11 protein-coding genes are annotated in these 14,577 nt (G+C 71.2%); 5 read left to right on the top strand and 6 right to left on the bottom strand.

From position 1 onward, the window contains the following. Positions 1-342: 342 nt before the first annotated feature. From WG209_RS22540 to WG209_RS22520, 5 genes are all read left to right on the top strand, one after another. Complete coding sequence (locus WG209_RS22540; protein WP_337177352.1) at positions 343-1,326, top strand: GDP-mannose 4,6-dehydratase; 984 nt, start codon at positions 343-345, stop codon at positions 1,324-1,326. 60 nt (positions 1,327-1,386) lie between these two features. Next, the gene (locus tag WG209_RS22535) at positions 1,387-2,373 is read left to right on the top strand and encodes a DHH family phosphoesterase (RefSeq protein WP_337177351.1); all 987 of its coding nucleotides are present in this window, start codon (positions 1,387-1,389) and stop codon (positions 2,371-2,373) included. Between the two features lie 114 nt (positions 2,374-2,487). Then, on the top strand, positions 2,488-3,021 hold the full coding sequence (locus WG209_RS22530; RefSeq protein WP_337177350.1) for a Rieske (2Fe-2S) protein: 534 nt from the start codon (positions 2,488-2,490) through the stop codon (positions 3,019-3,021). Next, positions 3,014-4,804, top strand: coding sequence for a cytochrome bc complex cytochrome b subunit (locus WG209_RS22525; protein WP_337177349.1), 1,791 nt, complete (start codon positions 3,014-3,016; stop codon positions 4,802-4,804). The genes WG209_RS22530 and WG209_RS22525 overlap by 8 nt, the downstream gene beginning before the upstream one ends. A gap of 111 nt (positions 4,805-4,915) precedes the next feature. After that, on the top strand, positions 4,916-5,632 hold the full coding sequence (locus tag WG209_RS22520; RefSeq protein ID WP_337177348.1) for a zinc metallopeptidase: 717 nt from the start codon (positions 4,916-4,918) through the stop codon (positions 5,630-5,632). Positions 5,633-5,641: 9 nt separating this feature from the next. Here the strand turns inward: WG209_RS22520 and WG209_RS22515 are convergent, their stop codons facing one another. The 6 genes from WG209_RS22515 to WG209_RS22490 all read right to left on the bottom strand — a co-directional run bounded on the left by WG209_RS22515 (position 5,642) and on the right by WG209_RS22490 (position 14,476). Next, complete coding sequence (locus WG209_RS22515) at positions 5,642-6,373, bottom strand: class I SAM-dependent methyltransferase (protein ID WP_337177347.1); 732 nt, start codon at positions 6,371-6,373, stop codon at positions 5,642-5,644. Between the two features lie 17 nt (positions 6,374-6,390). Beyond that, the gene (locus WG209_RS22510; RefSeq protein ID WP_337177346.1) at positions 6,391-7,263 is read right to left on the bottom strand and encodes a glycosyltransferase family 2 protein; all 873 of its coding nucleotides are present in this window, start codon (positions 7,261-7,263) and stop codon (positions 6,391-6,393) included. Between the two features lie 160 nt (positions 7,264-7,423). Beyond that, positions 7,424-8,746: a hypothetical protein gene (locus WG209_RS22505; RefSeq protein ID WP_337177345.1), complete on the bottom strand. Its 1,323-nt coding sequence runs from the start codon at positions 8,744-8,746 to the stop codon at positions 7,424-7,426. A 116-nt stretch (positions 8,747-8,862) separates the two neighbouring features. Further along, positions 8,863-9,579, bottom strand: a complete 717-nt coding sequence (locus WG209_RS22500) for an ABC transporter ATP-binding protein (protein WP_337177344.1) — start codon at positions 9,577-9,579, stop codon at positions 8,863-8,865. A gap of 22 nt (positions 9,580-9,601) precedes the next feature. Next, positions 9,602-10,819, bottom strand: coding sequence for an ABC transporter permease (locus WG209_RS22495; protein ID WP_337177343.1), 1,218 nt, complete (start codon positions 10,817-10,819; stop codon positions 9,602-9,604). Positions 10,820-10,891: 72 nt separating this feature from the next. Beyond that, entirely contained in the window at positions 10,892-14,476 is a 3,585-nt protein-coding gene (locus WG209_RS22490; protein WP_337177342.1) for a Tex-like N-terminal domain-containing protein, read from the bottom strand. Between the last annotated feature and the right edge of the window lie 101 nt (positions 14,477-14,577).

Here is a 14,577-nt window from a genome sequence, read left to right as displayed (position 1 = left end):
TCGTTCGAGAAGGCGCGCGCGTTTCGCCCCCGCCGGGCTGGCATGAGCGAGGCGTCGATCGAGAAAACCACTTCGAAAAAGACGAACGAAGCCAACGTGAAAAAATTGCAAGGCGATTTATTGTTGGAGTTTATGGCGAAGCCTGGGAGAGGCGTGGCGCGCGAACGAAGCCAACTCGCGGGGGCTTCGCCACGCCGGGCTTCGACGGGGGAACACGGCCGACGGGCCCTCGAACTCGGAGGGCTCGACCGTTTGCCGGGGGTTCGCGTGGTCAAGACCGGCCCGGCGCTTTAAGATGGGCCGTCCCGTCGGGTTTCGACGGGGGACGAGGAGGAGGCGGACATGGGCAAGGCGGTCCTGGTCACGGGCGCGGGCGGGTTCATCGGCAGTCACCTGACGGAACGCCTCGCGCGGCTGGGACATCGGGTGCGCGCCCTGGTCCGGTACAACGGCCGCGACGATCGCGGCTGGCTCGACGACCTGCCGAGCGACATCCTCGCCGAGATCGAGGTCCATCGGGGCGACCTGAAGGACCCCGACGCGGTGGCCCGCGCGGTGGAGGGGCGGGAGCTGGTCTTCCACCTGGGGGCGCTGATCGCGATCCCGTACTCCTACCAGAACCCGTTCGACGTGGTGCAGACGAACGTCGTCGGAACGGCGCACGTCCTGGACGCCTGCCGGCGGTCGAGCGTGCTGGAGCGGGTGGTGCTGACCTCGACGTCGGAGGTGTACGGCACGGCCCAGTACGTCCCCATCGACGAGAAGCACCCGGTCCGTGGCCAATCGCCCTACGCCGCGACGAAGATCGCCGCGGACGCGCTGGGCGAGAGCTACCATCGCTCGTTCGGGACGCCGGTGAGCGTGCTGCGGCCGTTCAACACGTTCGGCCCCCGCCAGTCCGCCCGCGCCATCATCCCGACGATCATCAGCCAGGCGCTGACGCGACCGGTCGTGAAACTCGGCCGGCTCGACCCCCGCCGCGACCTGACCTACGTCAAGGACACCGCCGAGGCGTTCGTCTCCATCGCCGGGTGCGACGCCGCGCTGGGCAAGGTGGTGAACGTCGGCCGCGGGTCCGACGTGACGATCGGCGAGCTGGTGGAGCGCATCGGCGCGATCCTCGGCAAGCCGATCGAGGTCGAGACCCAGGACGACCGCGTCCGCCCCTCGGCCAGCGAGGTCGAGCGGCTCCAGGCCGGCACGGCGCTCGCCGAGAGCCTCTGGGACTGGCGGCCCCGCTACAGCCTGGACGACGGCCTGGCCGAGACCGTCGCCTGGATCCGCGACCATCTCGACCGCTTCCGCCCCGACGAATACACGACATAAGACGTACCGAACCCGACCCGACCCGATCCATCCTCGCCGAGACCCGGACCCGAGCCCGACATGATCGACTGGACGCCGCTCGCCGACCTGATCGAGAAGCACGACCGCTTCCTGCTGACGACCCACATCCGCCCCGACGGCGACGCCCTCGGCTCCGAGGTCGGGATGGCGGGGCTCCTCCGCCAGAAGGGGAAGGACGTCCGCGTCGTCAACACCAGCACGACCCCGCCGCGGTACGACTTCCTCGACCCCGACGGCACGCTCTTCGAACACTTCGGGTCGATCGACCCCGCGACACTGGCCGACCGGGAGGTCCTGGTGATCCTGGACCTGTCGGCCTGGACGCAGCTCGGCGACATGGCCGATTTCGTCCGCGCGTTCCCCGGCCCGCGCGTGGTCGTCGACCACCACGTGAGTCAGGACGACCTGGGGGCCGTCTTCCTGAAGGACACCTCGGCCGAGGCCGCCGGGACCCTGGTGATGCGCGCGGTCAAGGCGCTGGGGGGATCGTTCACGAAGGAGGTCGCCGTCGGGCTGTTCACGGCCATCGCCATGGACACCGGATGGTTCCGCCACCCGAACACCGGCCCCGCCACCCTCCAGGCCGCCTCCGAGCTGATCGAGGCCGGCGCGGAGATCGACCAGATCTACCGCGACCTCTTCGAGCGCGGGACGCTGGGGCGGCTCCGGCTGACAGGCGAATTCCTGGCGAAACTTAAGACCGATCTCGGGGGCCGGGTCGCGTACTCGACCGTCACGCGGGACGACCTGCAACGCACCGGCTCGATCCCCTCGGACAGCGAGGACCTGGTCGACTACACCGTGAGCATGCGGGGCGTGGAGATCGGGATTTTGCTGATGGAGCTGGAGAAGGGGGGCGTCAAGGGCTCCCTTCGTTCCCGCGCCGGGGCCGACTGCGCCCGGATCGCGGCCGAGTTCGGCGGGGGCGGCCACAAGGCGGCGGCCGGGCTGAGCATGGACGCGCCGCTGGACGTCGCGGTGGAGCGGGTGCTGGCCGCCGTCCGGAAGGCCCTTGATCCCGCCTGATCCGATCGCGATCATGAACGCCAGGTCGCGGGCCCGCCCCGGGCCCCTTCCGCGCCGAGACCCCCCGCGTCCGCGCCGGTCGACGTCCGACCTCCCACCTTGACGAGCCCCCCCATGAACCGACGCGATTTCCACCGCCTGGGCACCTGGGCCCTGGGCGGGCTGATCAAGCTGGCGGTCGCCGTGCCGGCCGCCGCCTTCCTGCTGAATCCCCTTCGCAAGAAGGGAGGGGCCGCCGGCCTCGGCGGCTTCGAGGACCTCGCGCCGCTGAGCCAGCTGAAGGTCGGCGAGCCGCGGTCGTTCGGCGTCGTCCGCGATCAGGTCGACGCCTGGGTGAAGTACCCGAGGGAGCCCGTCGGCTCGGTCTGGCTGGTCCGCCAGCCCGAGGGGGCCGAGCCCCCGGTGATCGCGTTCACGGCCGAGTGCCCCCACCTCGGCTGCGCGATCACCTCGGTGGAGGGGAACCGGGGGTTCTTCTGCCCCTGCCACTCCAGCGGGTTCACGATCGAGGGCGCCCCGACGAACCACGTCCCCCCCCGGGCGATGGACCGGCTCGACGTCGAGCTGAGCGACGACCCGGACCCGGTCGTGCGGGTCAAGTTCGAGCGCTTCCGCACCCTCGCCACGGAGAAGATCCCCCTTGCGTAAGCTCATCGCCGAATGGTTCGAGGACCGCACCGGCCTGGGCTCGCGCCTGCGGGCGATCCGCGAGGAGCCCCTCCCGGCCGGGCCGCGCTGGCGGTACGCCTCGGGCTCCGCCCTGCTCGCCATCCTGCTCGTCCAGGCTTTCACCGGCATGATGATGACCACCGCCTACAGCGCGGGGTCGTCGACGGCCTGGGGGAGCGTCTATTACATCGAACATCAAATGTGGATGGGCTGGCTGATCCGCGGCCTCCACCACTTCGGCTCCCAGGCCGTGATGGTCCTGGCCGCCGTCCACCTGCTCCAGGTCCTGTTCGCCGCGGCGTATCGCGCCCCGCGCGAGGTCAACTGGTGGCTCGGCCTGGTGCTGCTGGGCCTGCTGGTCGGCTTCGGCCACACCGGCTACCAGCTGCCGTGGGACCAGAAGGGCTACTGGGCCACGAAGGTCTCCACCAACATCGCCGGCGGCGCCCCGGTGATCGGCCCCTACATCCAGACGGTCCTGGTCGGCGGCGTCGAGTACGGCAATCAGACGCTCACGCGGTTCTACGGCCTGCACGTCGTGATCCTGCCGACGCTGCTCGCCCTGACCCTGGGCGCGCACCTGGCCCTGCGGCATCGCCACGGGCTGAAGCCCCCCGAGGACGCCCCGAGCGGGCCGCGGGCCGACGGCTACGTCGCCACCTACTTCCCCGACCAGACGTTCCGCAACGCGGTGGTGGTCACGGGGATCCTGGGCGTGCTGTTCGGCCTGGTCCTCTGGCACGGCGGCGCGCCCCTGGACGCCCCGGCGGATCCGTCGAGCGCCGACTACGAGGCGCGGCCGGAGTGGTACTTCCGATTCCTCTATCAGATGCTCAAATATTTCCCCGGGCATCTGGAGTGGGTCGGCTCGATCGCCGTCCCCGGCGGCCTGATGACGGCGCTGGCGCTCCTGCCGATCCTGGACAAGTTCGTCCCCTCGAAGGCCCTCCACGTCGTCGCCTGCGGGACGGCCTTCCTGGTCGTCGGCGGCGCGACCTTCTTCACGATCGAGTCGTTCTACAAGGACTCCCGGAGCGAGTCGTTCATCGCCTCGCGCGAGAAGGCCGACGCCGACGGCAAGCGGGCAATCTTCCTGGCGTCGCACCCCGATTTCGGCATCCCCCCGGAGGGTTCCAGCTACCTGTTCCGGTACGATCCGCTCACGCGCGGCTCGTTCCTGCTCGAGCGGAAGTGCCTGAGCTGCCATTCCTACGACGGCAAGGCGGAAGGGGAGCAATCGGCGCCGGAACTGAAGGATTTCGGCTCGCTGGCCTGGATCCGCGGCCTGCTGGAAGACCCCGCCGCCGACGCCTACTACGGCAAGGTCCCCGAGTGCGACGGCATGATCGAGTGGAAGAAGACCACGAAGCTCGACGCCAAGCAACTCGACCAGGTGGCCGAGTTCGTGGCGACCTTCGCGAGGATCCCCGAGGACCACACCGTCGACGACTGGCTCAACACGCCGGGCGTGACCGAACACCCGGGCTACGACCTGTTCGTCGAGGACTGCGGCAAGTGCCACATGATCGACGGCTTCACCGACGGCGGCCTGCGAGACTCCCCGGACCTCTTCGCCTGGGGCTCCCCGCGCTGGACGCGCCGGATGATCCGCCGTCCGAGCGAGCCGTCCCTGTACGGCTACCTGGAAGACCAGCAGCGGATGCCCGCCTCCCCGCGCGACGAGATGCCCGACCGCGACGTGGACATGATCATCCGTTACCTCCAGGGCGACTACCTGCCGCAGCCCGCGCCGACGCATTAACCGGCCGGCCCACCGGGCGGGGCGGGGCCTCGCCGCGGGGCGCGGGATCTGCTACAAGCGATCCCGTCCCGCGATGTCGCCCCGCACCATCCCCGCGCGAGGTTCCGCCCCATGTTTCTCGGCGCCGACCCGTTGTATCTCCTGCTGGTGACGCCCGCGCTCGCGCTCGCGGCCTGGGCGCAGGCCCGGATCACGTCGGCGTATCGCGAGGGCTCGCGGTATCGGGCCTCGTCGGGCGTGACCGGGGCGGAGGCCGCGCGGCTGGTGATGGAGGAGGGGGGCGTCCGGGGCGTCGCCATCGAGCCCGTCGCCGGGCAGTTGACCGACCACTACGACCCGTCGCACAAGGTGCTGCGGCTCTCGGCCGGCAACTTTCAGCAGGATTCGCTGGCCGCGGTGGGGGTCGCCGCGCACGAGGCGGGGCACGCCCTCCAGGACGCGACCCGATACGCGCCCCTGGTCGTCCGCAACCTGATGGTCCCCCTTGCCTCGCTCGGCTCGAACGCCTCGATGCTGCTCCTGATCGGCGGCGTGGCGATGCAATGGCCGGCGCTGATGTACGTGGCGATCGGACTGTTCTCGCTGGCCGTGCTGTTCCAGGTCGTGAACCTCCCCGTCGAGTTCAACGCGAGCCGACGCGCGCGGGCGATGCTCCAGGGCTCTGGCCTGGTCACGGCCCAGGAAGACGTGGTCGTCGGCAAGGTCCTGAACGCCGCGGCGCTGACCTACGTCGCCGCGACGTTGACGGGCGTGTCGCAGCTTTTGTACTTCCTGATCCGCGCCGGTGTCCTCGGCGGCCGTCGCGATCGATCCGACCGGGGGGCGTGAGCCTCGGCCTCAGCGCGCCGGCTCGGCCTTCGCCTCGGGCTTCTCGAAGACGATGACGTGCTGCCAGGGGAGGAACTCGTGCGTCGTCTTGTAGGCGAAGCCGCGGGGTTCGACCTCGCGGCGGACCTGGGCGAGCGTCATCTTGTGCTCGGGCTTGATCGGCACGTCCGGGTCCTCGCCGCGGAACTCCACCAGGACCAGCCGGCCCCCCGGCTTCAACGCGGCGAGCATCCCGTCGAGGACCGCCTCGGGGTCGGAGCATTCGTGGTAGACGTCGACCATGAGGATCAGGTCGACCTCGCCGGCGGGGAGCCGGGTGTCGCGCTGGGTGCAGAGCAGGGGGCGGACGTTGCGGGCGCCGGCGTCGCGGACGTTGTCCTTGAGCATGGCGATCATCTGGGGCTGGACGTCGGTCGCGAGCACCAGCCCCCTCTCGCCAACCCGCCTCGCCAGGCGGACGGTGTGGTAGCCCGCCCCGGCCCCGACGTCCGCCACGGTCATGCCCGGCTGGATGTCCAGCGCGTCGAGCATGGCCTCGGGCTGCTCCTCGTCGACGCGGGTCTGGCGGAACAGCCATTCCGCGCCCTGCCACGACATGACGTCGGCGATCCGCCGGCCCATGTAGTGGCCGGGGCGGCCGCGGCGCGCGGCCTTGGGGGCCTCCTGCGCGGGGGACGGGGCGGAGGTCGCCAACGAGCAGACGCAGAGGAACGCGGCGAGGAGTCGTCCGGCGGGTCGCATGGGGCGGGGCCTCTCTCTCAGTCGCCGAAGGCGTAGCGGACGATGCAGTAGAGGGCCTGGAAGCCGTCCTTCACGCCGATCTTCTTGCCTTCGAGGTAGGTCCGGCCGTGGTAGGAGACAGGGATCTCGTAGATGCGGCAGGCCCGCTCGACGCCGTTCTCCTTGATCCGGAAGCGGGCCACCTTGGCCGTCACCTCGGGCTCGAAGCCGAAGCGGTCGCTCTTCAGCGGGATGCTCTGGATGATCTCCCGCTTGAACAGCTTGTAGCAGACCTCCATGTCGGTCAGGTTCAGGTTCGTGAACATGTTCGACAGGAGCGTCAGGACGCGGTTGCCGACGGAGTGCCAGAAGTAGAGGACGCGGTGGGTCTCCCCGATGAACCGCGACCCGAAGACGACGTCGGCCTTCCCCTCGATGATCGGCTGGAGGAGTTCGGGGTACTGTTCGGGCTCGTACTCCAGGTCGGCGTCCTGGACGATGACGACGTCGCCGGTGGCGTGCTGGAAGCCGGTGCGGAGCGCGGCGCCCTTGCCCTTGTTGACCTCGTGGAAGGCGATGGTCAGGTCGTCGTCCGTGCGGGCCAGCTCGCGGAGGATGTCGGCGGTGCCGTCCTTGGAGCAGTCGTCGACGAGGATGATCTGCTTGCGGATGGGGACGGCGCGGACGCGGCGGAGGATCTCGTGGATCGTCTTCCGCTCGTTGTAGACCGGGATGACGACCGATAGGACGAAGTCGGCGGGGATGCGATAGACGCCGAGCTTGCGGCAGAGGGGCTCGCCGAGGTTGCTCAGCAGCCACTCGCGGCGCTCGTCGTCGAGCGGGTCGAGCAGGGCCGCGGGATCGTTCGAGTCGGGGCGGGCCATCGACGGGCGGGCGGGGTCGAACGTCACGGTGCAAGCCTCCTGGTGTCGGATCCGCCGCGATCGGGCGGGGGCGATCCTCGCCTCCCGCCGGCACCTGGGGCCGCGCCGCGGATCTTCTCTTCGGATGATGTAGCCGTCATGATACGCACGACGGCGGTTCCTGAGGAAGTCGGAACTTCGGGGGCGATCAAGGGTCCTCGATGCTGATGTCGGGGCCACGCACGGCGCGGCCGCCCGGCTTGCGGGCGCGGGTACGCTCGGGCTCATCGTCGTAGGCCTCGTCGTACTCCCGCCGGCGCGCGGCGGGCTGGGCCCTGGGCCGGGCGTACTCCTCGGGGGGAGGGACGGCCTCGACCTCGGCGCCCCGGCCGCGGCCCTGGGCCCGGCTGGAGACCTCGACGTCCAGGAAGACGAGGACCTCGGTGCTGCTGGGGGCGCCGAGCGGCGTTCCCAGCCAGCCCCCCTTCTTGTCGAGGACGCCGGGATGGACGCCGCCGGAGAGCAGCAGCGTCTGGCCCAGCCGCCAGTTCTTCAGCGTCTGGTCGAGCCGCGTCTGATAGGCGACCGGGACGTCGATGGTCATCTCGCTGGGGCCGACCTCGCGCGGGGCGATGATCTTCGTCCGCTGGAACGCCTGGACCGAGTTCACCAGCAGCTCGATGGCCGCGTCGATCGAGTCCCCCTCGTAGGAGAGCAGGGGGCTCAGCCGAAGGACGATCGATTCGTCAAGCTTGTCCGACCGGGGTTGATAGCCGGTCCCCGAGGCGCTGACGCGCTCGATGCCGCCGGCGTAGCTCCGCGGGTCGGTGGTCCGGATGGTGAGCGTCTGGCCGTTGACGACCTCCAGGCGCTGGTCGACGATGCGCCGGAAGCCGGGCTGCATCTGCAACTGGGCGAGGACGTGAGCCGCGTCCTCCAGCGCGAGGGTCCAGATCTGCTGGCCCTGGGGGCCGGCGCCGACCGGCTCCAGCTTGGAGTAGACGGCGTAGCGCCAGCGGGTGTCCGCCGCGGCGACGACCTGGACGTGGATGGAGAGGTAGTCCTCGACGGCGTCGGTGAACCGCTCGACGACGTCGGCGACCTGGGAGAGGATCTCGGGGCTGTTGTACGCCCTCAGCTCGGTCTTGCCGGCGGCCAGGACGGCGGTCTTCTCGCCGTGCCAGTCGGCGGTCCCCGTGCGGCGGAAGATCCAGTCGATGATCGCCTTCTGCGGGGCCTTCTGCTCGGCGGCGGCGCGGGTGTAGCCGCCGATGGGGAACCGCTTCCACTGGAAGCCGGGCTCGTTCACGAAGCCGGCGGGGGGCTGATCGTCGGGCTCTAGGGACTCGCGGGCGGGCCGGGGGGCCGCCTCGGCCTCGACCTCGGCGGCGGTGGCGCCGGCGGGGCGGAAGCCGGGATCCCGGCGGGGCTCGTCCCGCGAGCCGCGCGCGACGTCCTCCTGGGCCAGGAGCCTCGACGGGGCGAGGCCGCCGAGCAGCGTCGTCAGCATCAGCGCGGTGCGGCGATCCATGCCATGCGGCCTCCTTGCCTGCCGGTGGGGTCGGGGACCGGTCGGTCCCGGGCGGAACCGTAGCAGACCCCGCGAATCGGCTCAAGTCCAATCGCCCGCCGACCGACGGGGGAGATTCAGCCCGAGACGTCCGCCCCGGAGCGCAGGCCGCCGGCGGGCTCGGCGGCGTCATCGCCGGCGAGCAGGCCGTCCTGGATCTCCAGCACCAGGTCGCCCGGCCTGATGAAGCGGCGGTCGTGGGTGACCACGACGAGCGTGGTGTCCGAAGACTCCTGCAATTCGCGGAGGATCCGGTAGATCTCGTCCCCCGACTTGCTGTCCAGCTCGCCGGTCGGCTCGTCGGCCAGGACCCGGGCGGGATCCGTGACCCGCGCCCGAGCGATGGCGACGCGCTGCTGCTCGCCGCCGGATAGCTGGTAGGGGCGGTGGTTCATGCGGTCCCCCAGGCCGACGCGGCGGAGCAGTTCCTCCGCGCGGGCCCGCTGGGCGTCGGTCACGCCCCGCGGGAGGAACGGGATCAGGATGTTCTCGACGGCCGAGAGGTTGCTGATGAGGTTGAACGACTGGAAGATGAAGCCGACGCGCTCGCGGCGATAGTCGTTCTGCTCCGCCTCGGTCATCGCGGTGAGGTCGCGGCCGTCGACGACGATCTGGCCGCGAGTCGGGCGGTCGACGGCCCCCAGGGTGTAGAGCAGCGTGCTCTTGCCCGACCCGCTGGGGCCCACGATGAACGCGAACCGGCCCCGCTCGATGTGGCAGGTCACCCCGCGCAGCGCGTCCACCTGGCGCGGGCCGCTCTTGTACGACTTCCAGACGTCCACCACGTCGATCATCGCGACTCCTTCGGCACGGGCGTCAGTGCGAGCCCAGCCGGATGGCCTCCATCGGGAGCATCCGCGCGGCCTTCCAGGCCGGGTACAGGCCGCCGAGCATCCCGGTGGCGAGGGACAGCGCCAACCCCAGCGCCATCGAGCCCGGGGTGACTCCCAGGCGGATCCCGCCGCCGAGGAACGGGTTGACCGCGGCCGTCCCCAGCCACGCCAGCAGGCAGCCCGCCGCGCCGGCGAGCAGGCCGAGGAACGCGCTCTCGGTCGTCACCAGCCGCAGCACGTCCCACTGCGACCATCCGTTGGTGCGCAGGACGCCGAACTCCACGAAACGCTCGGTCGTGCTCATCAACATGGTGTTGACGATCCCCACGACCCCGACCGCCAGCGCCAGGCTGACGACCAGCATCAGTATCTTGTCGACCTCGCCCATCAGCATGCCGAAATTCGCCTGCACCTCGTTCATGCCGCGGGCGCTGACGCCGGGCTCGGCCTGCTCGATGGCGTCACAGACGGCCTCGTACCCGGGGGGCGTGTCGGCTTCCACGTAGATGCTGGAGACGGTCTCCGGGGCCATCTTGAGGAGCTTCCGCGCCACGTGGATGTCCATCAGGATGACCCCGTCCAGCAGCATCGAGCCGGTGTCGTAGATGCCGATGATCTCGAATTCGCCGTCGGAGATGCGCAGCGTGTCGCCGACCCGCTTGGGCTCCTTCGGATCGGCGGCGAGCTGCTTGGCGAGCTTCCGGCTGATGACGACGCGGGGCTCGCCGATGTCGCCGTGGTCGAGGAACCGGCCCTCGCCGCGTGCCTTCAGCGCCCTGGGGTAGACCGCGCTCCGGAGGCCGGAGTGCGAGGGGATGTCCTGGCCGGAGATGACCGGCTGGTCGAGCAGGCTGTCCCAGCTCTTGGTCATCACGCCGCCGATGAGCCGGCTGGTCATGCCCCGGCCCTCGATGTCGGGGGCGAGCCGCCAGACCTCGGGGGCGGCGGAGCGGACGCCGGGGATGGCGCGGATCTTGTCGACCACCTCGGTCGTCATCGAGCTGGTGATCGGGCTCGGGGAATTCTGGCTGAGCACGATGACCCCCTCGATCTGGCTGAGGGTGTCCCCCACCATGTTTCGAAGGCCGTCCGACAGGCTGAACAGGCCGAGGACCCCCAGGATCGGGATCGACAGGCCGATCAGCGCGAGGATCGTCCGCAGGGGGCGGGTCAGCAGGTTGCGCCAGGCGAAGACACCCATGAAGCTCTCATCCGTGCGATGTGCGAAGACTTCGGAGGGGGGCCGGCGCGGGGCCGGCCCCTCCTCGTGATGTCACTTCGAGCCCGAATCCCCTTCGGGCCGCTCGGGATTGCTCGCGTCCGCGGGGGGCGTCTGGCCCCCCTCCGTCCCGGGCTCCTCGTCCTCGCGGGCGGCCCAGAGCTGCTTGAGCTGGCCGAAGGTCCGGAGCGGGACGTTGCCGGTCAGGGCGTCCTTGGAGAGCGGGGGCGGCGGGGGGGCGGGCCGGGGAGGGCGCGGGGTCGCCGGGGCCTCGGATCGCTCGGGACGGGGGCCGCCGAAGCGTCCCCCCTCGCGGCCGTAGCCCCCGCCGCCGCCGCCGCGCTGGCCGCCGCGACCCTGGCCGGGGCCTCCCTGGCGGTATCCGCCTGGGCCCGGAGGACGACCCCCGGGGCCGCCGCGACGCGGCCCGGCGTCGCCCCCCTCGGGGCGGACGTCGACCGGCGGGGCGCCGACGGGGGGGTTGGTCAGGCTCGACGGCCCGGGACGCGGGCCCCGGCCGCGGCGGCCGTGACCTTCCTGCCCCTGGCCCGCGGGCGCTCCCCCCTCGCCGCGACGACCGCCGCCGCCGCCGCGATGACGCTCGGTCCCCGGCTTGACCATGGTCAGCGAGACCCGCTTGCGATCCTGGTCGACCGACATGACCCAGACGGTCACCACGTCGCCGACGCTGACCACGTCGTGCGGGCTCTTGATGTAGCGATTGGCGAGCTGGCTGATGTGGACCAGCCCGGAGTCCTTCAGGCCGATGTCGACGAACGCGCCGAAGTCGACGACGTTCAGGACCGTCCCCTTCAGCTCCATGCCGGCTTCGAGGTCCTCGAGCTTGAGGATCCCCTTCTTGAAGATCGGCTTGGGCAGGTCGTCGCGGGGGTCGCGCTCGGGGCGGCCGAGCGCCTCGATGATGTCGGCGAGGGTCGGCTCGCCGATCTCCAGCTCCTGGGCCAGCGCGGGGACGTCGACCTCGGCCAGCTTGGCGCGAAGCTCGGGGAGCTTCTCCTTGTCGCGGACGACCTCGGGCCCGTGGCCGAACTTCTCCAGCAGCTTGAGCGCGGCGGGATAGCTCTCGGGGTGGACCCAGGTCCGGTCGAGCGGGTGGGGGCCGTCGGCGATCTTGAGGAAGCCGGCGGCCTGGGTGTAGGTCGCCGGGCCGACCCCCTCCACCTCCATCAGCTCCTCGCGGGTGAAGAACCCGCCCTTCGCCTTGCGGCGATCGGCGATCCGACGGGCGGTGAGCTGGTTCAGGCCGGAGACGTAGCGGAGGAGCGGGACGCTGGCGGTGTTCAGGTCGACGCCGACGAAGTTCACGCACGAGGCGATCACCGCGTCGAGCGAGTCCTTGAGCTGCTTGGGGCTGACGTCGTGCTGGTACAGGCCGACCCCGATGTTCTGGGGCTCGATCTTGACCAGCTCGGAGAGCGGATCCTGGAGCCGACGGCCGATGGAGATCGCGCTCCGCAGCGTGGCGTCGAACTCGGGGAGTTCCTCGCGGCCGATCGGGCTGGCCGAGTAGACGCTGGCGCCGGCCTCGTTGACGATGACGTAGGCCAGCTTGGCGATCTGCTCGTCGGCCTCGTGGGGCGCGGGGGGGAGTTGCGGCGGGGGCGTCTGGTTGCGATTCCGCGAACCGCGGCCCTTGCCGCGACGGCCTCCCTCGCGGCGGCCTCCGCCTTCCCTGCCCCCGGCGGGCTTGCCCTCGGCGGCGGCCGCGGGCTCCCCGGCCGACTCGGGCGGGACCGGCACGGCCTGGTGCTCGGCCGCGGCCGTCTCCGGAGCGGCCGACTCCGCGGGAGGCGTCTCGGCGGGGACTTCCGACGGGGAGGGTGATTCGGCGGCCGCCTCGGCCCGGCTCGTCTCGGGCGTGGGCTCGGCGGCGGGGGCTTCCGACGGCGGGGCGGGCTCGGCGGGGGCCGAGCGTTCGGCCGACGGGTGGGCCTGATGCTCGACGTGGCCGTTCGGGGCGGACTCGCCGGCGCCGGCCTCGGTCTCGGACTGGTCGGGCTCGGGGGCGCCGCCGGAGATCGGCGGCAGCTCCTCGTCGTCGGCGTCGTCGGCGTCGTCGGGCTCCTCGGGCCCGTCGGGCACGACATAAGGGCCGGGGTCGGCCGGCTCGACCGCGGGGGCCTCGGCGACCGGCGCGGGGGGCTCGTCGCCGGGAGCGGCCGGGGCGTCCTCGACGACCGGGGCGGTTGCCTCGTCGCTCGCCTCGGGCGGGGCCTGAGCCTCGGGAGACACTTCGGACGGGGACCCGGCGTCGGTGGAATCGCCGGCCGGGGCCTCGGCCTCCGGAGTTTCGCCGGACGGAGTCTCGGAATCGGGGGCCGAGGGCTCGGCGACGGCCGGGGCGGGGGCCTTCAGGGCGGCCTCGTAGGCGGCCTGGGCGGCGGCGCGGGCCTCGGGGTTGGTGCTGAACTCCTGGCCCTCGGCGATGATCTCGGAGATCAGCTCCTCGGTCTCGCGGCAGGCGGTTCCGTTGCCGATGGCGACGACGTCCACGTTGTGCTTGCCGATGAGGCCCTTGATGACCGTCTTGGCGTCGGAGCGCCGGCCCTGGGGGGCGTGGGGGTAGACGATCCCGTGTTCCAGCAGCCCGCCGTTGGGGTCGAGCACGGCCAGCTTGCAGCCCGAGCGCAGGCCCGGGTCGATGGCCAGGACGATCTGCTTGGGGATGGGGGGCTGGAGCAGCAGGCTGCGGAGGTTGCGGGCGAAGACGTCGACGGCGTGCTTCTCGGCCGTCTCGGTCAGGTCGTGGCGGACCTCGCGCTCCATGCTGGGGAGGATGAGCCGGTCCAGGGCGTCCATGGCGGCCTCGCGGAAGGCCTCGCCCTGCGGGTGCCCCTCAAGCGGAAGCTGCGCCAGGAACGCGGCCTCCAGGTCGGGGCGGGAGACCTCCAGCTTGACCTTCAGCGGGCCTTCCTTGTCGCCCCGGTTGATGGCCAGGACGCGGTGGGGCGGGACCTGGGAGACGGGCTCGCTGTAGTCGAAGTAGTCGCGGTATTCCTGGCCCTGGCCCTCGGCCACCTCCCCCTTGGAGGTGACGACCTTGCCGGTCTTCCAGACGGCCTTGCGGACGGCCTCGCGCACGGCGGCCATCTCGCTGACGGCCTCCGCGAGGATGTAGCGGACCCCCTTGAGGACATCCTCGGCCGAGTTCAGCCCCTGGGCGGCGTCGACGAACTCGGCGGCGGCGGCGGCCAGGTCGGTCAGCGTCTCGTCACGCTGCCAGATGCGCGCGGCGAGGGGTTCGAGGCCCTTCTCGCGGGCCTCCGACGCCTTGGTCCGCTTCTTCGCCTTGAACGGCAGGTAGAGATCTTCCAGGCGCTTGAGGTTCTCGGCCCCCCGGATGGCGACCTCGAGCTCGGGGGTGAGCTTCCCCTGCTTGTCGATCGCCTTGAGGATCGTCTCCTTGCGCTCGGCAAGGTCGCGCAGCCTCTGGATCCGGACCTGGATCTCGCGGATGGCCACCTCGTTGAGGTTGCCGGTCCGCTCCTTCCGGTAGCGCGTGATGAAAGGGACGGTGTTGCCCTCGTCCAGCAACTGGACGACGCTCTCCACCTGAACGCGCCGGATCTGCAAGTCTTGCGCGATTCGGCCCAGGTCGACCTGAATCGGGTTGTCCATGGAGCCTCTACTCTGCACCAATGGTGTGACGACGGCGAGGGGGCGTCGGCGGAGGGACCGGCCGGGCTGGGCCGGGCCGCCGCACCCCAAGGGAGACGGCT

It is taken from the genome of Paludisphaera sp., assembly GCF_037189885.1.
In the GTDB taxonomy this organism is placed as follows: Bacteria; Planctomycetota; Planctomycetia; order Isosphaerales; family Isosphaeraceae; genus Paludisphaera.
The sequence above is the reverse complement of the archived record's forward strand: the minus strand, read 5'-3'. Positions and strand labels throughout refer to the sequence as shown.